The following is a 21,005-nucleotide window of genomic DNA, read 5'->3' on the forward strand; positions in this document are numbered from 1 at the left end:
AAATTAAGAGAATTCATTTTTTAATCTATGAAACCATTGACAAATCCTCGTGATAAAAAACCAACCATCTATACCTTAGAGTTGGAAACCTACTTATCCAATGTACAAAATAAGGCTGATAAAATATCAGATAGATTTGTGGTAATGTTTTTTATTTTAGGTTTATGTCTTGCTCCTGTGTATGATACATGGACATTCACAATTGCTAACAGCATTATTATAGCAGGACTTTATGCGATAGCTCGTTTTGTTTTAAATAATAAATTTCATGCTCGCATGATTATTAGTGTAGTCTATGCAGTTTTTATGCTGCAATTTATTGGACAGATGCACGGAATGGCAGAAGCTCATTTTTTCTTTTTCATTAATATTGCCCTTCTGATTATTTATCAAGATTGGCGTATTATGATTCCTTACACCTTTCTTGCTATTGGTCATCATAGCATACTGGCTATTCTTCAAGCTAATGCGACTGATTTGAGATTCTTAGATGGAATAAATCTAGGTAATTATTTTATTGGTTTTTCAGGGCGTACAATTGAAGGCGAAACTGTACCTTATATCACTACTTTTCAATTGTTCTTTCATTTTGGACTCGCTTCCATGATGGGATTTGTTTGTGGTTGGTGGGCTGTTATTTTTAGAGAAAACAGCATTAAACTGATGGAAAAACAGTTTGAGACACAAGCACAAAATGAAGAATTACGCTCATCAGAGGAAGAATTACGTCAAAACTCAGAAGAACTACAGAGTACAAATGACCAAATGTTTGTTATTCAAAGAGAAATAGAAGAAAAACAAAAACTATTGAATAGAGCTGAAAAGTTAGTAGGATTAGCAAGCTACGAAATTGATTTGGTTACTCAAAAACTCACTCATTCTGATAATTTGCCTTTTATCTATGGAGAAAGTCAATTAAACGATGTGCAAAAAGTTATCGAAATTGCTCATCCAGAAGATGCTGATACAGTGGTTAATACATTAAAACAAGCTGTCAAAGGTGAAATAGAAAATTATGATATTTGCTATCGTTCGAAAGGAACAAATTTTAAAGAATATAAATATTATAGAGCCGTTGGAGAACTTATATATGACCAAATAGGTAACCCTGAAAAACTTATAGGTACTGTACAAGATATTACAGAAACAAAGCAAAGAGAAGAAGATAATCAGCTTTTAAGAACATTAATTAATAATACGTCTGATGCTGTACAAGTGGCTTCTACTGAGGGAAATTTTATTTATATGAATGATGTAGGAAGGAGTAGACTTGGATTATTAGGTAAAGACATTACAAATTATACGACAGCCGATATTGAGTCAGCTTTTAAAGAGAAAGGAACTTGGCAAAAACATGTAGAAGAAGTGAAAGCTGTCGATACATTTATTTTGCAAAGTACAAATTTGGATAAGAAGACAAACAGAGAGTTTCCTGTTGAGGTCTCTATAAAATATACAGAAATCAATAATAAAGGATTTATGGTAGCTGTATCTAGAGATATAACTGAACAGCAAAAAAGAGAACAAGAAATAAAAGAACAAAATAATAAATTACAAGCCTCTGAAGAAGAATTAAGACAAAATTATGAAGAGCTTCAAACCACACAAGAAGAATTGCATTTTCAAACGCAACGTTTAGAACAGATTTTTGATGGTGTTCCTGCTATGATTTATCAATTTAAACTAGAAAAAAATGGGCATATGTCTTTTCCTGTTGTGAGCAAAGGTTCAGAGTTAGTGTATGGATTACCTCCTCAAGTAATTATGAATGATGCAACTTCTGTTATTTCATCTATTCATGAGGACGATAGATTACTTTTTCAACATAGTTTGGGAGAGTCTGCACAAAACATGACCGATTGGAAAGCTGATTTGCGTGCTGTAATCAATGGTAAACAATATTGGATAAGAGGAAATTCAAAGCCTAAAAAGCAAGAAGACGGAAGTATTATTTGGAGTGGAATTGTGCAAGAAATAACTCAATACAAAGAATTAGAACAGCAAATTCAAGCTAAAAATCAAGAACTACAAGCATCAGAAGAGGAGTTGCAGCAAAATTATGAAGAACTTCAAACTACACAAGAACTTATAAATAATGCTTTCTCAGAACTTGACGCTCAGTTTATAGCTATAAGCACAACACTTGGCTATGTAGAAATGAATACAGACCGAAAAATAGAACGAGTAAATCAATTATTTGCTGATTGGTTGGGGTATTCTGTTGAAGAATTACAAGGACACAGACATGCTGAGCTTATTCCAGATACATCAGAAGACAAAGAAAAATATGAAAAACTTTGGCAAACCCTTGAAAAAGGAGAAACTTTTACAGATGTTTTTAAACGAAAAAATAAAGAAGGAAAAGAGGTTTGGCTCTATGGTGCATATTGCCCAGTCAAAAATAAAGAAGGTCAGGTAGTAAAAATTATTAAAGTAGCTTCAAATTATAATGAACAAAAAGACTTTGAAGATAAAATTAAAGCAACTAACAATAGACTACAAAATCTTATCGAAAATGTAGGTGATTTAGTGTTTTTATTAGATAGTGATTTAGTATTTAAGCAATACTATGCTTCATCTGATAAAGATTTAGCCTTAGAGCCTGAAAATTTCCTAAACAAGAAAATTACAGAAGTTGGCTTTCCTGAAAAACCGTTACATCATATTATTACAGCTTTACAGAAAGCTCTTAAAAATAAGGAAAAAGCAACTGCTGAGTACAAACTTGAATTATTTCATGGTGATGAGTGGTTTAGTTTGATAGCTTCTCCTATTTTAAACCAACAAGAAGAAGTAGAAGATATTTTGTGTGTAACTCGTAATATCACTTATATTAAAAAAACTGAAATAGCTGTACAAGAACAAAATCAACTTCTTTCGCAGCAGAAAGAAAATATAGAAAGTGCTTTTAACGAACTTCAAACTACTCAAAGCCAACTTATTCAATCTGAAAAAATGGCAAGTTTGGGACAGCTTGTTGCTAATATTGCCCACGAAATTAATACACCTCTAGGTGCAATTCGTTCTTCGGCTATTAGTATTGAAGATATTCTACAAGAAACATTGCCTACTCTACCAAAATTTTTGAAAACGTTAGATGATGCTACTCTTCATAATTTTAATGAGTTTGTAAGGCTATCTTCTCAAAAATCTGATATACTTTCTAGTAGAGAAAAACGCACAATAAAATATAATTTGGTAGAAGAATTTGAAGAATTTCAACTAGATGATGTAAATGAATTTGCAGACAGAATTGTCGACATGAATATGTATGAAGAAAAAGCATTATTTATTCCTTTTCTAAAAAACGAAAACGCAAAAGAAATTTTCCAAATAGCTTATCAGCTTTCTACCATTGTGAGAAGTAACCGAACTGTCAAAACAGCAACAGATAGAGCTGCAAAAATTGTTTTTGCTCTCAAAAACTTTGCTCGTCAAGACCAAACAGGACAAAAATCAGTAGTTAATATTAATGAAAGTCTTGAAACAACACTTACTCTCTATCACAATCAAATTAAACATGGTATTGATGTCACTCGTGATTTAGGAGATATTCCTGAATTTATGGGTTATCCTGATGAACTTGTACAGGTTTGGACAAATATTATCCATAATGCTCTACAAGCTATGAAAAATAGTGGTAGGTTATTTATCCAGTCAAGCATAGAGAAAGATAATGTCTTAGTAACCATCCAAGATAACGGTGGAGGTATTCCTAAAGCAGTTCAAGACCGTGTCTTTGATGCTTTCTTTACTACCAAACGAGCAGGACAAGGAAGTGGTCTAGGACTAGATATTACTAAAAAAATTGTAGAAAAACACAATGGAAAAATTTGGTTCGAAACTTTAGAAGGAATCGGAACAACATTTTTCATTCAACTTCCTCTTAATTAATATAATAATTACTCACTTATTTTATTTAACAATTTAAATTATGGCAGCTAAAAAAAACAAAGCAATTCTCTGTGTAGATGATGATCCAATGATATTGATGAGTCTAAAATTGCAGCTTACTCAAAGTTTTGATGGTCAGTTTATCATAGAAACAGCAGAAAGTGGAGAAGAAGCTTTAGAGCTTATAGACTTTTTGGGAGGAAGAGATATTGATACTCTTCTAATTATTAGCGACTGGCTGATGCCCAAAATGAAAGGTGATGAGCTTTTAGTAAAAATAAAAGACCGTTTTCCGAAAGTAGGACAAATTATGCTGTCAGGACAAGCTCAAAATGAAGCCGTACAAAATGCGTTTAAAAACTCCAATCTAAAATATTTTATTTCTAAGCCATGGAACAAACAAGATTTGATTGATAAAGTGAATGAAATACTAAAAAGTTAACTAATTTGTAGTACTTAATTTCTGACAATCAATTCCTCTTTTTGATTGTCAGAAATTAATTCTTAGAAAAACTCTTTTTTAATGGAACTGACAAAAAAAATAGATTTTAAACAAATATCTAGTTTGAAAGTAAAGTAGGTGGCAGAGTCAGGACTACTTTTTTTTGTAGAAATTCCTATTACTACAAATACAACATGAATAAACTAAAAACAGTATTGCGTCTTATTGTTTATGGAGATGATAATAGACAATATCCAGATACTTATTTTGAAGAACAAAGTTACCAATGTGCAAGGCTGTTGCCACTTGTTAGTTTAGTTTTTAGTTTTATTTGGATAGGTTATATTCCTTTAGATGCAGAATTATACCCAAATGTAGATGGAATTTTTTATCTCCGAATAGGCTTATCTGTAGTTAGTTTTATTGCTTTTGGATTGTATTGGATTCCGTTTTTTAGAAAAAAAGCTATTTATTTGATGAGTGTATTAGGAGCATATGCTCTTATCAGTACAGCTATTATTACAGGTCTTACAAGAGGCAATCCTTCTTATATGGGAGGTTATTGTATGGTTTTGGTGGCTTCTTTGTTTGTTCCTCTTCGCATATATGTGTATTATCTTGCTCTGACCTTATCTGTAATTTGCTTCTTTATTACTTTATTGTTGTTAGAGGTTAATATTATGCAGGATATTTCAAAATATAGCCTCAACGACTTAGTAAGTGCTATCATCTTAGCTTTTGTATTTGCTTTTTTAGTAGATAGAGACCGACATTCATATTACAAAAAATCTAAAGACAGAGAGCAACAACGCAAAAAAATACAAATACAAACATTGACTATTCAAGAAAGTAACAAAGTATTACAATTATCTGAAGAAGAATTAAAGCGAAATTTAGAAGAACTAAAAGCTACTCAAGAACAACTAAAAAAACAAAAAACAGAAGTAGAAAACGCATATAAAGAACTTCAATTTACTCAAGAACAACTTATCCAGTCCGAAAAACTTGCCAGCTTAGGACAGCTCATTGCAAATATTGCACACGAGATAAACACACCTTTAGGAGCAATTCGTTCTTCGGCTGATAGCATTGAAAATATTCTATTAGAAACTCTTCCAAATCTATCTAATTTTCTCAAAAAATTAGATGATAATACAGTAGCTGTATTTAATGAGTTTGTCGAAAAATCATCCCAAAAGACGGATTTACTTTCTACACGAGAACAGCGAATTGTAAAATATGAATTGATAGATGAATTAGAAAATCTAGGTTTTGAGAATGTAGAAGAATATGCTGATTTGATTGCTGATTTGAACATGCACGAAGAGAAAAAGTTAATTAAAATATTACTTCAAACTCAAAATAAAGAAGAAGTTTTCGAAACTGCATATCAACTTTCTACAGTTATCAGAAGCAACCAAACCATAAAGGAAGCCACTAAACGAGCTGCAAAAACAGTGTTTGCTCTCAAAAATTTTGCACGACAAGATCATTCAGAAGAAAAATCAAATGTTGATATCAATCAAAGTTTAGAGACTACACTAATATTATATCATAATCAAATTAAACAGGGAATTGATATAAATCGAATCTTAGATTATGTACCTATTTTTTTAGGATATCCAGATGAGCTTATGCAAGTATGGACAAATCTTATTCATAATGCTATTCAAGCTATGAAAGGCAAAGGAGAATTGATTGTTTCTACCAAAACTATCGAAAAACAAGGCAATAAAATGGTTTTGGTTTCTATTCAAGATACAGGAAGTGGAATTCCAATAAAAATTCAAGATAGAGTATTTGATGCTTTCTTTACTACCAAACCGATAGGAGAAGGAAGTGGCTTGGGTTTAGATATTACACGAAAAATAATAGATAAACATGATGGAAAAATTTGGTTTGAAACACAAGAAGGAATTGGAACTACTTTTTTTATTGAAATTCCTATTTAAAAATTTTTTTATTTGTATCTTAAAACAGACAAACCCATTATTTTTTTAAATAACGGGTTTGTCTGTTTTAGAGTTGGTATTGATTATTCTCTATCAATATCATATATTTTATTTGTTTCATACATTTGTTGTATATCTTTTTTAGCCATCATATATAGTGATTCTGCATAATTTGGATCTATGTCTATATCACTAATACCTGATGCTTTGTTTACTTCATATTCATTCTGAACTACTAGAATGCTGTCTTTTGATACTTCAATTACTTTGAATGTGCTATACATTCCTACTTCAGTAGTGTATTTATAAACATCATTTTTTTGAGGAGCTTTTAAATAAGATTTAAAGTTTTGTTCGCTTTGGTAATCTGAATAAGCTATACCACCAATTAGAAGAGCAATAAGAAGTAAGCCTATAAATTGCCATGCTGGAGTGGTAGTTTCTTTTTTTAGTTCTTGTGATTTAGTTTTGAGATGTTCAGGTACATTCTTTTTATCCAAAACCTCTTGGCAATTTTGGCATTGCATAGCAACCATTTTTCCAAAAGGAAATAAAGGAATCCAAAAAATATGGGCATGCCTAGAATATACACTCATTAAAACAGAATCTTCTGATTTGCACAAAGGACAACATGTATCTTTTGGTTGTTTTGTTTTGAGGTGTTTTGAACCTGTTCCGTAGATTATCATAGAAGTATAAGTAGAGAAAGTTGAGTTGTTTAAGTTAGACTGTTTGAAGCGAAACCAACATTAATAAAAATAAAAAAGTTCGTTTCTTCCATTTAATAGAAAAGTTATATTTTGTTTTGTACGTTACCGTCTAAAATTCTCTATTTTTCTTTAGCAATTTTGTATTGACAATTTTGTCAAAAGTAAATAATGAGTAAAAGTATGAGAGTATTTCAGTTTTTTTTAGTCTTTCTTTTTATAAGTATTTTTATTTATACACTTATTGTTGTAATAAATGATGGTTGGATTCTGTTTGATATTTTTCTATCACAAATCAAACAAGTAGATTGGGCAGGACAATTTAATTTAGACTTTTCTACTTATCTTGTTCTCTCTGGTCTATGGGCAGCTTGGCGAAATAACTTTTCAGGTGGAGGAGTTCTTTTAGGTATTGTCTGCTCTATACTTGGAATGGTTGTTTTTGCGCCTTATCTGATTTGGCTGAGTATTGAAGCAAAAGGAAATATGAAAGAGGTACTATTAGGTAAAATTAGAGCTGTAAATTAATTTTTGATATAAATACAAAAGAGGCTGTCCGAAAAGGTCAGCCTCTTTTTATGCAGCTATTTTTTGTAATTCTTCTTTTTGGTTGATTTTTTTGATGATGCAAACAAATTTTGTCTTTTGGTGATTTTTTTGAGTATAAAAAAAGGTGCAAAAAGATGATTTTTTAGAATTGAAAGTATTTTTTAGCTTATCGGCAGTTTTTGCCACCATTTTTCTAAAATTATGCCCAAGAGCCATCAATAGAAACTCCATTTCTACTTTTACTAATCCCTTAAAAGTAAATCGATTAAACTTATTATTATATTTGAGATGCCCAAAAACAGCTTCTACTTCTATAGGGCGTTTACTGCGCTGCTCTAATCCTTTCTCACTAGTTAGTAAATTTCTAGCTTTCTCTTTTAGTTGGTTTAAACGATGATTCACTTGTATTATTCTATTGCCTTCAGCTTTATGACATAAATTGCGAAGAGGACAATCTTGACACCTTTTTGCTTGATAATAAGATACTTGCGATTCGTATCCATTACTTGAAGTACGTTTTCCATCTCTTATTTTCTTCATTCTTTGCCCCATCGGACAGACATAAAAATCTAATTCTTTGTTGTAAAATAAATTCTGAACTAAAAAAGGATTATTTTTCATTTTCCTTTTTTGCTCTTTATGGAAATAATTGTACTTAACGTAGGCAGTAATTTCTTTTTTTTCAAGTAATTCATAATTTTCTTCACTTCCATAACCTGCATCAGCTACTACTTCTTTACTTTGTTTATTGTACTGATTTTCAAATCCTTCTAAATGAGAGGATAAAGTGGTGGTATCTCCTGCCGTTTGATGAATAGAAACGTGGGTAATAAATTGATTTTCTGTGGACACTTGAGCATTATAAGTAGGTTTGAGTTGTCCATTTTTCATGTGATCTTCTTTCATCCGCATAAAAGTAGCATCCGTATCTGTTTTACTATACGAGTTTCTACAACCTAAAATTTTCAGAGACTCTTCATATTTACTTAATCTAGGAAGATATTCATCTTGCATTTTTTTTAGTTCTCTTGCCTGTTGTTTACTCGGTTCTTTTAGTTTTTTATTGATTTGAGCGAGTTTTTCTTTTAATAATTCTGAATCTAATGGAGTAGATACTTCTTCTTTATTTTCTTCTTGATTATCTGATTGAATACTACTTTCAATATCAGATAAAATTTTATTTACTTTAGTTTCTAACTTTTCTTTATTTTTTTCAATACTACCACGCCAAACAAAAGTATAACGATTAGAACAAGCCTCTATTTTTGTTCCATCAATATATTGAACATCAAGACTTACATAACCCATTTCAACCAACATTTTAACAACTTCTCCAAATAAACGATGAATGTGTGCCTTCAAAATTTTACCTCTAAAGTCATTAATTGTTCTAAAATCTGGTGTAGAATTGCCTGATAAATACATAAAATGAATATTCTCCCCAAGAGCTTTAGCTATTTTACGACAAGAATAAATATTGGATAAATAAGAATAGAATAGCACTTTAACGAGCATTCTTGGATGATAAGCTGAACAACCTCCACCTTTGTATTGAGAAATCAAATCGCTAATATCCAATGAATCAACCACCTTTTCAACTAAACGAACAGGATGGTGAGCTGGAATTTTGTCAAATATATTGACAGGAAAAAGTTCGGGCTGCTTACCACTTTGGTTTTTGAAAACTACTTTTGCCATAGGCTATATAACGTTAGTATAAAAGTATATATACCTCGAAAATAAAAAAAATTAACCATAAAAAAAAGGCTATCCGTACTTTTCGGACAGCCTCTTTCGTGCTTTTTAAAAACTCACACAAATGCATAATTTGCAATAAATTACACTTTATTAATAGCTACTTTCTGCAAGATTCCATCAATAATGTTTCTTGTTGTTATTCCTTCTGCTTCGGCTTCAAAATTAAGGATAATACGGTGTCCGAAAATATCATAGATTACTTCTTTGATGTCTTCTGGAATAACATAATCTCTTCCTTCCATAAATGCCATTGCTTTTGCAGCACGATTAAGAGCAATACCTGCACGAGGTGAAACACCAAACTGAACATATTTTGCTTCTTCTTTCAAGCCATAATCTTTAGGAAAACGACTTGCAAAAATTAGTTCTACTACATATTCTTCAAGCTGCTCGTTCATTTTTACTTGATTGATGGCTTCACGAATAGCAAAAACTTCATCACTAGACAGAACTGGATTTACTTCTTCTTTATAATTCGTATTTGCCATACGACGCATAATTTCTAATTCTGATTTTTTATCAGGATAAGTAATAAAAACCTTCATCATGAAACGATCGACTTGTGCTTCTGGAAGTGGATATGTTCCTTCTTGGTCGACTGGGTTTTGTGTTGCCAATACCAAAAATGGCTTATCCAACTTAAAAGTAGTTTCTCCAATCGTCACTTGCCTTTCTTGCATCGCCTCCAAAAGTGCAGCCTGTACTTTGGCAGGAGAACGGTTGATTTCATCAGCAAGAATAATATTTGAAAAAATAGGTCCTTTTTTTACCTCAAATTCTCCTCTTGTTTGATTATAAATCATTGTTCCGATAAGGTCAGCAGGCAAAAGGTCTGGTGTAAACTGAATACGTTGGAAACCTAAATCCAATACTTTTGCTAGTGTATTGACAGTCAAAGTTTTGGCAAGACCTGGTACACCTTCTAAAAGTACGTGTCCTTGTGTGAAAAGTCCAATCAAAAGACGATTGACCATATAACGCTGTCCCACGACAACTTTTCCCATTTCTGTATAAACCTGTTCTATTTTAGCTCTAAGCTCTTGATTATCAGCAGTCATATTAATGATAAATTACGTTTTTTGAGGGTTTGATAAATCAAACTTCTACATGAATGATTTTGGTATAAAAACTTTCTAATTAAAATTTGAATACAACATAAGACAAAGATTTGTTTAAAAATTGTATTTTGCAAATTGTAGCCATTTCTTTTAGTTTCTTTCTAAGAATTATTCTGAAAGATAAGTAATAATTAGCTATCTTTTGTCAATCCAGTTTTTTTTAAGAAATTTGTACAAATCAATTACGAATTACAAATTAAAAATTACGAATTAAATAACTTGAAAGAAAATACATGTTTCTTTTTTGATGATTAGTAATTTTAGTTACTTTTGAATATATCTCTTGCAAAAAACTAAATCAGAATCTCTTCTTGCTCGGGTAAAAGAAACCCAAACTGAACCTACAAAGGCTTTTCAAAGATTGCTTTTTGTGATGGAAGACCTTAGAGAAAACTGTCCTTGGGACAAAAAACAGACACTAGAATCGCTTCGATACCTTACAATTGAAGAAGTCTATGAGCTTTCTGATGCCATTTTATCACAAAAAAATAAGAAAGACAAAACAGAAATCAAAAAAGAACTAGGCGATTTGATGCTACATTTGGTTTTTTATTCCAAAATTGCTTCTGAAACTAATGATTTTGATATTACAGATGTTTTAAATTCTGTTTGTGAAAAACTTATTCATCGCCATCCTCACATTTATAGCAATATTATTGCAGAAACAGAGGAAGAAGTAAAACTAAATTGGGAAAGAATCAAATTACAAGAAAAAAGTAGTTTAGATAAGTCTGATTCTGTATCAAATTCTGAACAAAAAAATAAAAGTCTTTTTGAAGGTGTTCCTAAATCTATGCCTGCGCTTGTAAAAGCAATCCGAATTCAAGAAAAAGCTCGTGGAGTGGGTTTTGATTGGGATAAAGCAGTTGATGTTTGGGAGAAAGTCAAGGAAGAAGAAAGTGAATTATTCGAACATATTGATACTTCTGATGAAACTATTCATAAAGTAACCAATCAAGAAGAAGCCGAACAAGAATTTGGCGATTTGCTCTTTTCAATGATTAACTATGCTCGTTTTTTGGGTATAAATCCTGAAAATGCACTTGAAAAAACAAACAGAAAATTTATAGGTCGTTTTGAGTTTTTGGAAACAGAAGCACATAAAGACGGAAAAAAATTAGAAGAAATGACCTTAGCTGAAATGGAAAATTACTGGCAAAAGGCAAAGAAAATATAACCAATAAATACATAACAATTCAAAACCCTAAGGGTCTTGAAGACCCTTAGGGTTTAATAGAAAGTAGGGAAATAATACATAACAAATGGAACTAACTACACAGGCTATCGCCAATTTGGTAGGTGGAAAAGTGGAAGGAGATGAGAAGGCAAAAATTAATACAGTTGCCAAAATACAAGAAGGTACAGCAGGTGCGATTGCTTTTTTGGCAAATCCAAAATACGAAAACTTCATTTATGAAACCAAAGCAACGGCTGTTTTGGTAAGTGAAAATTTTGAAGCAAAAGAACCTATTTCTACTACACTTATTCGTGTTCCTGATGCTTATACAGCATTTGGAAAACTCCTTACAGCTTATCAACAAATGACATTGATGAAAAAAGTAGGAATCGAAAAGCCTTCTTTTCAGTCTAGCACAAGTGATTTGGGCGAAGATGTTTATTTGGGTGCATTTAGTTATGTAGGTGAGAATACCAAAATAGGAAATAATGTAAAGATTTATCCTAACTCTTATATTGGAGATAATTGTAAAATAGATGATGATACTGTTATTTATGCAGGCGTAAAAATCTATTCAAACACTAAAATTGGTAAAAATTGCATTATTCATTCGGGCGCAGTCATCGGAAGTGATGGTTTTGGTTTTGCGCCTCAAAAAGATGGTTCGTACCAAGCTATTCCTCAAATTGGAAATGTAGTTTTGGAAGATAATGTCAGTATTGGTGCAAATGCTGCTATTGATTGCGCTACAATGGGTTCTACTTTGATAAAACAAGGTGTCAAGATTGACAATTTGGTTCAGATTGCTCATAATGTTCAGGTAGGAAAAAATACTGTTATTGCTGCACAAAGTGGTGTTTCTGGTTCTTCTGAAATTGGAGAAAGCTGTATTTTAGCTGGACAAGTTGGAGTAGTCGGACATATCAAAATTGCTGATAAAGTAACCATTGCTGCACAAAGTGGTGTTTCGAAAACCTATACCAAAAAAGGAGGAAACCTTTTGGGTTCGCCTGCCAACGAACACGGACAACAAATCAAAAACTTTGTCGTCATTAAAAACTTAGCTTCTTTGAAGAAAAAAGTAGATGAGTTGGATAGGAAAGTGAATGGTTAGTGATAAGTGATAGGTTGTAAATTGTAAGTGATACAGGAATTACTGAAACTTCTATGAAAAGAAAAATGCTATTTACTAGAAAAAGAATTATATTCATTTATACTCTATCATTTACAATTAACCATTATCAATAATCCATTATTCAAAAGAAGTTTTTACCTTTGTAAAACTAATAAACTAAGCCTATTTCGTTATTTCTCTTAATCTGTATTAGAAATTGATAATAAGGTCATAACTGGCTCAATAACTTGCTTTTAAATCTGTCTTTATATATATGAAAACCAATCAACACACTATACAAAAATCCGTTACCGTTTCAGGAATCGGTCTGCATACAGGCGTAAAATCTACCATGACTTTTTTACCTGCCAAACCAAATCATGGAATAAAATTTTGTAGAATAGATATAGAAGGAAGACCTGTCGTAGATGCAGACGTAGATTTTGTAGTTGATGTGTCAAGAGGAACAACTATCGAAAAAGGAGAAGCACGAGTAAACACTGTGGAACATACATTGGCTGCTCTTGTCGGCTTGGAAATCGATAATGTAATGATTGAATTGGATGGTCCTGAACCTCCAATTATGGATGGAAGCTCTATCGATTTTATTAATCATTTGAAAGAAGCAGGACTAGAAGAACAAAATGTACCTCGTAACTTCTTTGAAATAGATACAAGCATTCATTATTCTGATGCTGATAAAAATATAGAAATTGCAGCTCTTCCATTAGATAATTATCGTCTTACTGTAATGGTAGACTATAATTCGCCTGTTTTGGGAAGTCAGTATGCAGCTTTAAATGATATTTCAGAGTTTGAAAAGGAAATTGCAAGTTGTCGTACTTTTTGTTTCTTACACGAATTAGAGACACTTTATAACAATAATCTTATACAAGGAGGCAATTTTGATAATGCCATTGTAATTGTAGATAGAGTTTTGTCGGACGAAGAAATGGCTCGTCTTGCAAAAATGTTCAATAAAGATAAAATAGAAGTTAAGAAAGAAGGAACATTGAATAATGTAGAACTTCGTTATAAAAACGAACCTGCAAGACACAAACTATTAGATTTAGTTGGCGATTTGGCTTTAGTTGGTCGTCCGTTAAAAGCTCAAATTTTGGCTGCTCGCCCAGGGCATGCTGCAAATGTTGCTTTTGCTAAAAAAATAAAGAAAAGAATTCAGAAAGCATCAGGCGTTCAGATTCCAAAATACGATCCAAAAACACCTCCAGTTTTAGATGTAAATCAAATATCTAAAATTCTTCCTCATCGTTATCCGTTTATGCTCGTCGATAAAATCATCTATTTAGATGAAACTTCGGTTATTGGAGTAAAAAATGTAACAATGAATGAACCATTTTTTCAAGGACACTTTCCAGAAAACCCAGTAATGCCTGGTGTTTTGCAAATAGAAGCCATGGCACAAACGGGAGGTATTTTGGTCTTGAATACAGTCGAAGATCCAAATAATTACTGGTCTTATTTTATCGGAATTGATAATTGTCGTTTCCGTCAGAAAGTTTTACCTGGTGATACAATTATTTTCAAATGTGAACTTGTTGCGCCTATTCGTAGAGGAATTGCCAAAATGAAAGGACAAGCCTATGTAGCAGGTAAATTAGTTTGTGAAGCTACTCTTACAGCTGGAATTGTGAAGAAAGACTAGGATTAAAGGTTATCAAGGTTATTTTTTGTATAACAGTCTGCCAGACTGTTGAATTTGATAAAATACTGTTTCTGATGTTCAGACTGGAAGTCTGAACTACCTTAATATAAACCGTGATAAGGTTTATTAGATAGAATATTTATTAAAAATTTGAAACGCATTTGCTTTTGGGTAAATGCGTTTTTTTACATAAAACTGTAAAAGATGAGTTTTATCAGACGATTGAATAAAATAAATGTAATTACTGGAATTTTTGCAATACTATTTGGAGGCTTTATTTCCTATTTTTCTATTCAAGATTATATGGATTTAAAGGATATAAAAAAAAGTGGCAGAGAAGTAAAAGTCAAAGTCCTGTCTAAAAGTTATGTAAATAAAATTCACTCAATGGATGTTTTATTTCAAGGAGAAACCTATTATGTGAAAGGAGGAAGTAATGATTACAAAAAGGGAGAAATTATTAAACTTATTTATAGTGAGGAGAAAGATAAATTTTTATATGGATATACAGAAGGACATTATTCTTATATTTTTGTGTTTTTGGGAATGATTATAATAGGAATTGCTACCTTATTTATGGCGTTTTTTGAAGCTTGGAAACCTTTTTCTAAATCCTCTGATTAATTAATACCAAAGATAAAATGAATTTAAACAACAAAATAGTAATAGATTTTAAAGAGTTTCTGAAAACAGGTAAATTTGATTATCTCAAAATTGGTAAAACTAAAGAATGGATAATAAATAATTTTCCTGATCCTGATTTCTTTACTGGGAAAGATGATAAAATATATCAGAACGATATTTGGAGGTATGGAAATGTGGAGCTAATCTTTCATGAAGAAAAGCTGATACTATTTCATTCAAAATATTTAGATGAAAATGACCTAAATGGAGGAGAATATCTTGAAATTAAGAAATGGTTTTTAGAAAAATCAGATAAAATCAATCTTCTCAGTGTCATTGAATATCTAAACGTAGAAAGAATTAATTTTAGCAAAAAAACTAATCAATATGAATCAAAATCTGTCAGACTAGAACTAGAATCTGGAGTACATCTAGGATTTATATTAGAAGGACTTGAAGATGAAAATGATGAAGAATACACTTTACGTTCAGAAACAGTAAGTCAGAATGAATTTATATTTTACTCATTTAGTTTAGGGAGGTAATCACAAATAAGATATAATATTTCTCTATTTTAAACATTGCTCTCAACATCATTTTTCTCAGCCATTTCATTAATTCTAGGTTGTAATATCCAAACTCCAATAGGAAAAAACCAAAACATAAAAAACTCACTAGCAAAATCTTTAAAAGTTACTTCTCTTTGTAATTCAGCAGTTTTGAGTGTCTTTGCAGCAAAATACATAGAATAAAATATTCCAAAGAAAGACAAAATATGTAAAATAAAGAGAATTGGCGTTAGCCATTCCATAGGTAATTGAGGTAAGTCCTGTGGTTTTATTTTACCAAGTGCAATAAACATAAAAATACAAAACCCACTAATATAAAGTAAAGGAATAGAAGAAAAGATTTTAAATTTTGTAGTTTTCATTTCTATGCTGTTTGGCATATTGTTTTGTAATCCAATCGCAACCGACCAAAACCAACTGAAAATCAATGAAATGAAAAGTACCATTACTAATGGAAAAAACTTTGCTATACTGATTAGCTTAAAAAAATCTTCTGGTTCTGGTGGCGTTCCTCCTTTTATTATGGATGATATAATTACTCCTATTGTAAGGAATAAACCAACAGGCACACCCACCAAAAGGAAAAATAATTGCCAATGTTTTGCTTTTAGAATTTTATCTGTCATCTTATTTTTTGTTTAAGTTAGTGTTTCAATATACGATAATTAATTTGTTTTTAATCCTGTTAAGTTACACTAAATCATATTCTTTCCAACAAAGCCATATAAAATCCATCAAAACCTGTTTGATGAGAAAGTATTTTTTTGTCTTCAATAAATTTAAAATCCTTTCCATTTTCACTATTCAAAAATATTTCTACTTGTTTTTGATTTTCAGAAGGTAAGATAGAACATGTTGCATAAACTAGTTTTCCTCCTTTTTTAGTCATTTTAGAATATTCTTGTAGAATGTTTTGCTGAGTCTGTTTTATCTCTTCCAAAAAGGCAAGACTAAGTTTCCATTTTGCATCAGGATTTCTACTCAAAACACCCAAACCACTACAAGGTGCATCTATCAAAACTCTATCAGCCGAATTATGAAACTGACTAAATTGATTGTAATCTACTTTATTATCTTGCCTTTTTATAGTGTGTGTTTTGATGTTATGAACGTCTGCTCGGTTGGCTCTTTTTCGTAGTTCAATGAGTTTGTTTTCATAAATATCCATTGCTGTTATTTGTCCTTTATTTTTTAAAAGAGAAGCAATATGAAGAGATTTTCCTCCTGCACCTGCACAAGTATCAATGATTTGCATTCCTTGTTTTACATCCAAAAAATAAGCAATAAGCTGTGAAGAAGCATCTTGGATTTCGAAAAATCCGTCTTTATACAAAGAATTTCTGACAATACTTTTTCGCTGCACTAACTGAAGTGCATCTGGATAATCCGTATTATTTTGAGTAATTTTCTTAGTTTCAATGTTTTGTTCTGAAAGTTGTTTTTGAAGTTTGGCGATGCTTGTTTTCAATGTATTGACACGCAAAACAACAGGAGCTTGATTATTCAGCGCAGCAATTTCCTTTGTCCAAGTTTCATTTCCTAATTCTGTTTCTCCCAAATTATCTAACCAATCTGGAATAGATTCTTTATACTTTCTAATTTTTTGAAGCTGACCTAAATTTTGTTTTATCTCATTTATTTTCTCTTGATTTATTCCTTCAACTTCTTCCCAAGTTGGTAATTCAATTTCATTTAAGATTGCCCAAATAGAAAAAAGTTGAAATAGATTTTGAGTAGAATAATCATCATTATCATATTGCTTTTCTAACCCTGCTAGTTTTGCATACAAACGTTTCCATCTGACAATTTCATAAATGGTTTCTGCCACAAAATTTCTATCTCTTGCTCCCCAACGTTTGTCTTGTTTTAATGTAGTAGCCACGACTTTATCAGCATATTTACCTTGATTAAAAATTTGAGACAGTGAGTCAATGACTGCCAAAACTAAATTACGATGTAAACGCATAGAGGTATTTTTTGAAAATGAAGTTTGATAGAAACTATAAAATTACGCTACTTTCTATTCGGAAACAAAAAACAGTTCTAACACTTGGCTAGAACTGTTTTTTTAGAAATTATTTTTCTTAAAAGATTAGTTACTTTTTATCATTTTTCAAACCAATTTCAAGGTTATCAAACGACATAATATCTACAACTGATTGCATAGCTTCATCATAAAAAACAGTTACCGAATCGCCAGCTTGTGTAATAGGCAACTCTTGAGAAACAGACGAAGAAGCTACAAAAAGTTTGTTAGGTTCATTATTTAAAAGTAAATAATAAAAAGTTGTTCCACCGTTTACATCTTCTGCAACACGCAAAACACGCCCTTTTATTTCGTTGAGTTTGCTTTCACTTGTCGGACGAATAGAATTTCCTACACTATTCAATGAGCTTTTATATTCACGAAGAGCTTCCTGCAAATTATCAGCAGCTCCCACAATTGTATAATCTTGAACAGAAACTAATGCCATCATTTTTATCAGTCCAGAATTATCCTTCAAAGACATCACATAAGTAGGAACTCCATTGATGTTATAAGTTATTGGAAATGAACTATAATAGCCTTTTTCCTGTACTTTTCCTTCTGCTGAACGCTGTGCAGCCCATTCTGTTGCTCCTGTTTGGCGATACCATTTTGCTTCTTTTGTACGAGTATCTACCAAAACAAAACCTACTGTTCCTTCATCTGCACCTACAGAAGTCAGACCTGTGTACCAATAGGAACGATTATCTTCTCCATAAACTAGCGACATTCCAGGGGTTGTAGTAAGTTTGTCTTTGTTGGCAAAATTGAAATAGCCGTGTACAAACTCTCCCCAGTCATCTAATTGTGTTTCAATAAAATCTTCTGGTTGGATACGGTCAATCCAAAGAGGCGCATCAGCTATAGAATAGTTTTGTATATCTCCACTTTGAGCATTTACAACCACAACTCCAACAGCATCACTACCCAAAAAACCAACTATTTTTTCATATTGAGTAAGTACCCAAAACGGATTTCCTTCATCATCAATTTCAAACGTAAAATCTGCTAAACCTTTTGTCATATAACCATTAAAGTAAACATGCCTGTGCAAATCATCAAACGCAAAAGCAGCCGTTTGATATTTTAAATTTACTTGTTTGCCATTTACTTCTTGAACTAGTTTTACATCACGCTCATTAGTTGCCGAAACCATTACATAACCTGGAGTTCCTTCTGTATTTGTAAGCCACTTCAAAAAACCAGAGTGCAAAAGAGGAGCAACCCAGTAGAGTTTGTCTTTTACCTTCTGAATATGAAACTCTCCTAAATAAGCCTGACTACCCAAAGAAGCCTTTTCTCCCATTACTTTATCACCTAATCGTTGTGCTACTTGCTCATCAACTACACGAATATTATCCGTAGAAACAGGCGCAACTTCACTAGCAAAACTTTCTCCTATTGCTATTTCTCCTATCAAATTTCTGTAATCCTCAGCTCTAAAAATTGACCACGAAACAAACGAAGCCCAAACAATTGCATACAAAGCTGCTACTGCACCAATTCCCATAATCACTTTGAGAATAGACTTATCTTTTGTAGCAACAAATTTCTTCCCAAAATACATACTAAAAAATGGAATACTAAAAAATATAAGTACCGTAGGAAGTTCTGAAAATCCATAATTCAGAACAGGAAAACTCATATAAGAATAAACAAGAATGGCTAGAATATATGCAATAGCCAAAAATCGAACAGGTAATTTCATTGTTTTTTTATTAAAATTCAAAAATGACTTTTTCTTTTATTGAATGTAGTGATTTTTTGGGAGAAATGGAAAACTGTATTTTAAAATTCCTTTTCATAACTTTGCCATATCAACTCAAAACAAACAAAAGTAAAAAGATGGATTTATTGCGTTTTGCCACAGCAGGAAGCGTCGACGACGGAAAAAGCACACTTATTGGAAGGCTTTTATATGATACAAAAAGTATTTTTGAAGACCAACTGACAGCCATTGAAGCTGCTAGTAAAAGAAGAGGAGAAGAACATGTAAATCTTGCTTTGCTTACTGATGGCTTGCGTGCTGAACGTGAACAAGGAATTACAATTGATGTTGCTTATCGTTATTTTGCTACACCATCACGAAAATTTATTTTAGCCGATTGTCCAGGGCATATTCAGTATACTCGCAATATGGTAACAGGTGCTTCGACGGCACAACTTTTAGTTATTTTGATTGACGCAAGACAGGGAATTGTAGAGCAAACTCGTCGTCATACTTTCATTGCCGAACTTTTGGGAATCAAAAATTTGGTAGTTTGTGTCAATAAAATGGATTTGGTAGAATATGATGAAAAAATCTATGAACAAATAAAAGCCGAATATTTGAGTTTTGTACGAAAAACACGTATTTCGGAAGTTAGTTTTATTCCAATAAGTGCATTGAAAGGCGATAATGTGGTTGAGAAATCAGAGAATATGAAATGGTATAAGGGAACAAGTTTTTTGTATCACTTAGAAAATGCTTATATCGGAAACACATGGGATTTTATAAATTCTCGTTTTGCTGTTCAGCACGTTATTCGTCCACAATCTAAAGAAGAGGATTTACATGATTATAGAGGTTATGCAGGCGAAGTTTTGGGAGGTGTCTTTAAGAAAGGTGATAAAGTTACTGTTTTGCCTTCTGGATTCTCAACGACTATAAAAAAACTAGATTCTTTTGATGGAGAACAAGAAAAAACATTCCCTCCCCAAAATATAACAATGCTTTTGGAAGATGATATTGATATTAGTAGAGGCGATATGCTTGTAAAGGCAGACAACAAACCAACAATAGGACAAGATTTAGAAGTAATGATTTGTTGGCTCAATGAACAGAAATTACAACCCAATGGAAAATATTTACTAAGACACACAACTCAAGAAGTAAAAGCTATTCTGAAAGAAGTAGTTTATAAAATTGACATTAATACACTTCACAGAACTAAAAATGATTTAACTATTGGCTTGAATGATATTGGAAGAATCAGAATAAGAACAGCAAAACCAATTTTTTATGATAGCTATTCCAAAAACAAGCGAACAGGAAGTTTGATTTTGATAGATTTACAGACAAATGCTACAGTAGCTGCTGGAATGATTATTTAATTCTTTTTTTTTCAAAATAGAAAAAAAACTTTCCATTATGAAAAAAAATAAGGATTGCTCATTAATCATTAAAAAGTTAAAATTGCCTTTTATGAGCTTTAAACAGTGTTTTTCAATTATTTCAAGTTATTTTCAACTAACTTTTGGCATTGGCAAGCCTATTGAAATATATAAGTCAAGAAAGCAAAACAAAATAAGTGATTTTCAAAGTAACTGATTTGTAAAACTGAAAAGTCTAACAAAAAATTTTTAGCAGTAACTTTATTTTTTAAGAATCATTTATTTAGAAAGTCAAAATTGAATAGTATGTGTGTTG

The 21,005-nt window shown here is 31.6% G+C and carries 16 protein-coding genes; 10 read left to right on the forward strand and 6 right to left on the reverse strand.

Annotated elements, in window-relative coordinates:
• The first annotated feature begins 27 nt into the window (after nucleotides 1-27).
• From V9L05_RS09255 to V9L05_RS09265, 3 genes are all read left to right on the forward strand, one after another.
• Complete coding sequence (locus tag V9L05_RS09255; protein WP_338815248.1) at nucleotides 28-3,894, forward strand: PAS domain-containing protein; 3,867 nt, start codon at nucleotides 28-30, stop codon at nucleotides 3,892-3,894.
• Nucleotides 3,895-3,934: 40 nt separating this feature from the next.
• Entirely contained in the window at nucleotides 3,935-4,336 is a 402-nt protein-coding gene (locus V9L05_RS09260; protein WP_338815249.1) for a response regulator, read from the forward strand.
• Nucleotides 4,337-4,530: 194 nt separating this feature from the next.
• The gene (locus V9L05_RS09265; protein ID WP_338815250.1) at nucleotides 4,531-6,288 is read left to right on the forward strand and encodes an ATP-binding protein; all 1,758 of its coding nucleotides are present in this window, start codon (nucleotides 4,531-4,533) and stop codon (nucleotides 6,286-6,288) included.
• 83 nt (nucleotides 6,289-6,371) lie between these two features.
• On the opposite strand, the gene V9L05_RS09270 is transcribed toward V9L05_RS09265, so the two are convergent.
• On the reverse strand, nucleotides 6,372-6,977 hold the full coding sequence (locus tag V9L05_RS09270) for a hypothetical protein (RefSeq protein ID WP_338815251.1): 606 nt from the start codon (nucleotides 6,975-6,977) through the stop codon (nucleotides 6,372-6,374).
• Nucleotides 6,978-7,178: 201 nt separating this feature from the next.
• Between V9L05_RS09270 and V9L05_RS09275 the strand changes: the two genes are divergently transcribed.
• Entirely contained in the window at nucleotides 7,179-7,523 is a 345-nt protein-coding gene (locus V9L05_RS09275; protein ID WP_338815252.1) for a hypothetical protein, read from the forward strand.
• Nucleotides 7,524-7,571: 48 nt separating this feature from the next.
• Here V9L05_RS09275 and V9L05_RS09280 read toward each other — a convergent pair whose 3' ends face one another.
• Entirely contained in the window at nucleotides 7,572-9,242 is a 1,671-nt protein-coding gene (locus tag V9L05_RS09280; RefSeq protein ID WP_338812234.1) for an IS1182 family transposase, read from the reverse strand.
• A gap of 140 nt (nucleotides 9,243-9,382) precedes the next feature.
• Nucleotides 9,383-10,360, reverse strand: coding sequence for a MoxR family ATPase (locus tag V9L05_RS09285; RefSeq protein ID WP_338793534.1), 978 nt, complete (start codon nucleotides 10,358-10,360; stop codon nucleotides 9,383-9,385).
• A gap of 343 nt (nucleotides 10,361-10,703) precedes the next feature.
• On the opposite strand from V9L05_RS09285, the gene mazG reads away from it, so the two are divergent.
• From mazG to V9L05_RS09310, 5 genes are all read left to right on the forward strand, one after another.
• Complete coding sequence (gene mazG, locus V9L05_RS09290) at nucleotides 10,704-11,597, forward strand: nucleoside triphosphate pyrophosphohydrolase (RefSeq protein ID WP_338815253.1); 894 nt, start codon at nucleotides 10,704-10,706, stop codon at nucleotides 11,595-11,597.
• Between the two features lie 85 nt (nucleotides 11,598-11,682).
• Nucleotides 11,683-12,711: a UDP-3-O-(3-hydroxymyristoyl)glucosamine N-acyltransferase gene (lpxD, locus tag V9L05_RS09295; protein ID WP_338815254.1), complete on the forward strand. Its 1,029-nt coding sequence runs from the start codon at nucleotides 11,683-11,685 to the stop codon at nucleotides 12,709-12,711.
• A gap of 274 nt (nucleotides 12,712-12,985) precedes the next feature.
• Nucleotides 12,986-14,377 carry a bifunctional UDP-3-O-[3-hydroxymyristoyl] N-acetylglucosamine deacetylase/3-hydroxyacyl-ACP dehydratase gene (locus V9L05_RS09300; protein WP_338793531.1) on the forward strand — a complete coding sequence of 464 codons (1,392 nt, stop codon included), beginning with the start codon at nucleotides 12,986-12,988 and terminating at the stop codon, nucleotides 14,375-14,377.
• A 204-nt stretch (nucleotides 14,378-14,581) separates the two neighbouring features.
• A complete protein-coding gene (locus tag V9L05_RS09305) occupies nucleotides 14,582-15,001 on the forward strand; it encodes a hypothetical protein (protein ID WP_338815256.1) in 420 nt (139 codons plus the stop codon).
• Between the two features lie 17 nt (nucleotides 15,002-15,018).
• Complete coding sequence (locus tag V9L05_RS09310; protein ID WP_338815257.1) at nucleotides 15,019-15,546, forward strand: hypothetical protein; 528 nt, start codon at nucleotides 15,019-15,021, stop codon at nucleotides 15,544-15,546.
• 29 nt (nucleotides 15,547-15,575) lie between these two features.
• Here the strand turns inward: V9L05_RS09310 and V9L05_RS09315 are convergent, their stop codons facing one another.
• The 3 genes from V9L05_RS09315 to V9L05_RS09325 all read right to left on the reverse strand — a co-directional run bounded on the left by V9L05_RS09315 (nucleotide 15,576) and on the right by V9L05_RS09325 (nucleotide 19,304).
• Nucleotides 15,576-16,196: a hypothetical protein gene (locus tag V9L05_RS09315; protein WP_338815258.1), complete on the reverse strand. Its 621-nt coding sequence runs from the start codon at nucleotides 16,194-16,196 to the stop codon at nucleotides 15,576-15,578.
• 74 nt (nucleotides 16,197-16,270) lie between these two features.
• Nucleotides 16,271-17,536, reverse strand: a complete 1,266-nt coding sequence (locus V9L05_RS09320) for an RsmB/NOP family class I SAM-dependent RNA methyltransferase (RefSeq protein WP_338815259.1) — start codon at nucleotides 17,534-17,536, stop codon at nucleotides 16,271-16,273.
• 130 nt (nucleotides 17,537-17,666) lie between these two features.
• Entirely contained in the window at nucleotides 17,667-19,304 is a 1,638-nt protein-coding gene (locus V9L05_RS09325) for a hypothetical protein (RefSeq protein WP_338815260.1), read from the reverse strand.
• Between the two features lie 137 nt (nucleotides 19,305-19,441).
• Between V9L05_RS09325 and V9L05_RS09330 the strand changes: the two genes are divergently transcribed.
• Nucleotides 19,442-20,689, forward strand: a complete 1,248-nt coding sequence (locus tag V9L05_RS09330; protein ID WP_338815418.1) for a GTP-binding protein — start codon at nucleotides 19,442-19,444, stop codon at nucleotides 20,687-20,689.
• Nucleotides 20,690-21,005 lie beyond the last annotated feature (316 nt).

It is taken from the genome of Bernardetia sp. Wsw4-3y2 (assembly GCF_037126295.1).
Lineage (GTDB): Bacteria > Bacteroidota > Bacteroidia > Cytophagales > Bernardetiaceae > Bernardetia.

Bases quoted from the DNA above. Each gene is read 5' to 3' on its own strand.
- V9L05_RS09255 (WP_338815248.1), top strand. From the start codon at position 28: ATGAAACCATTGACAAATCCTCGTGATAAAAAACCAACCATCTATACC.
- V9L05_RS09260 (WP_338815249.1), top strand. From the start codon at position 3,935: ATGGCAGCTAAAAAAAACAAAGCAATTCTCTGTGTAGATGATGATCCA.
- V9L05_RS09265 (WP_338815250.1), top strand. From the start codon at position 4,531: ATGAATAAACTAAAAACAGTATTGCGTCTTATTGTTTATGGAGATGAT.
- V9L05_RS09270 (WP_338815251.1), bottom strand. From the start codon at position 6,977: ATGATAATCTACGGAACAGGTTCAAAACACCTCAAAACAAAACAACCA.
- V9L05_RS09275 (WP_338815252.1), top strand. From the start codon at position 7,179: ATGAGAGTATTTCAGTTTTTTTTAGTCTTTCTTTTTATAAGTATTTTT.
- V9L05_RS09280 (WP_338812234.1), bottom strand. From the start codon at position 9,242: ATGGCAAAAGTAGTTTTCAAAAACCAAAGTGGTAAGCAGCCCGAACTT.
- V9L05_RS09285 (WP_338793534.1), bottom strand. From the start codon at position 10,360: ATGACTGCTGATAATCAAGAGCTTAGAGCTAAAATAGAACAGGTTTAT.
- lpxD (WP_338815254.1), top strand. From the start codon at position 11,683: ATGGAACTAACTACACAGGCTATCGCCAATTTGGTAGGTGGAAAAGTG.
- V9L05_RS09300 (WP_338793531.1), top strand. From the start codon at position 12,986: ATGAAAACCAATCAACACACTATACAAAAATCCGTTACCGTTTCAGGA.
- V9L05_RS09305 (WP_338815256.1), top strand. From the start codon at position 14,582: ATGAGTTTTATCAGACGATTGAATAAAATAAATGTAATTACTGGAATT.
- V9L05_RS09310 (WP_338815257.1), top strand. From the start codon at position 15,019: ATGAATTTAAACAACAAAATAGTAATAGATTTTAAAGAGTTTCTGAAA.
- V9L05_RS09315 (WP_338815258.1), bottom strand. From the start codon at position 16,196: ATGACAGATAAAATTCTAAAAGCAAAACATTGGCAATTATTTTTCCTT.
- V9L05_RS09320 (WP_338815259.1), bottom strand. From the start codon at position 17,536: ATGCGTTTACATCGTAATTTAGTTTTGGCAGTCATTGACTCACTGTCT.
- V9L05_RS09325 (WP_338815260.1), bottom strand. From the start codon at position 19,304: ATGAAATTACCTGTTCGATTTTTGGCTATTGCATATATTCTAGCCATT.
- V9L05_RS09330 (WP_338815418.1), top strand. From the start codon at position 19,442: ATGGATTTATTGCGTTTTGCCACAGCAGGAAGCGTCGACGACGGAAAA.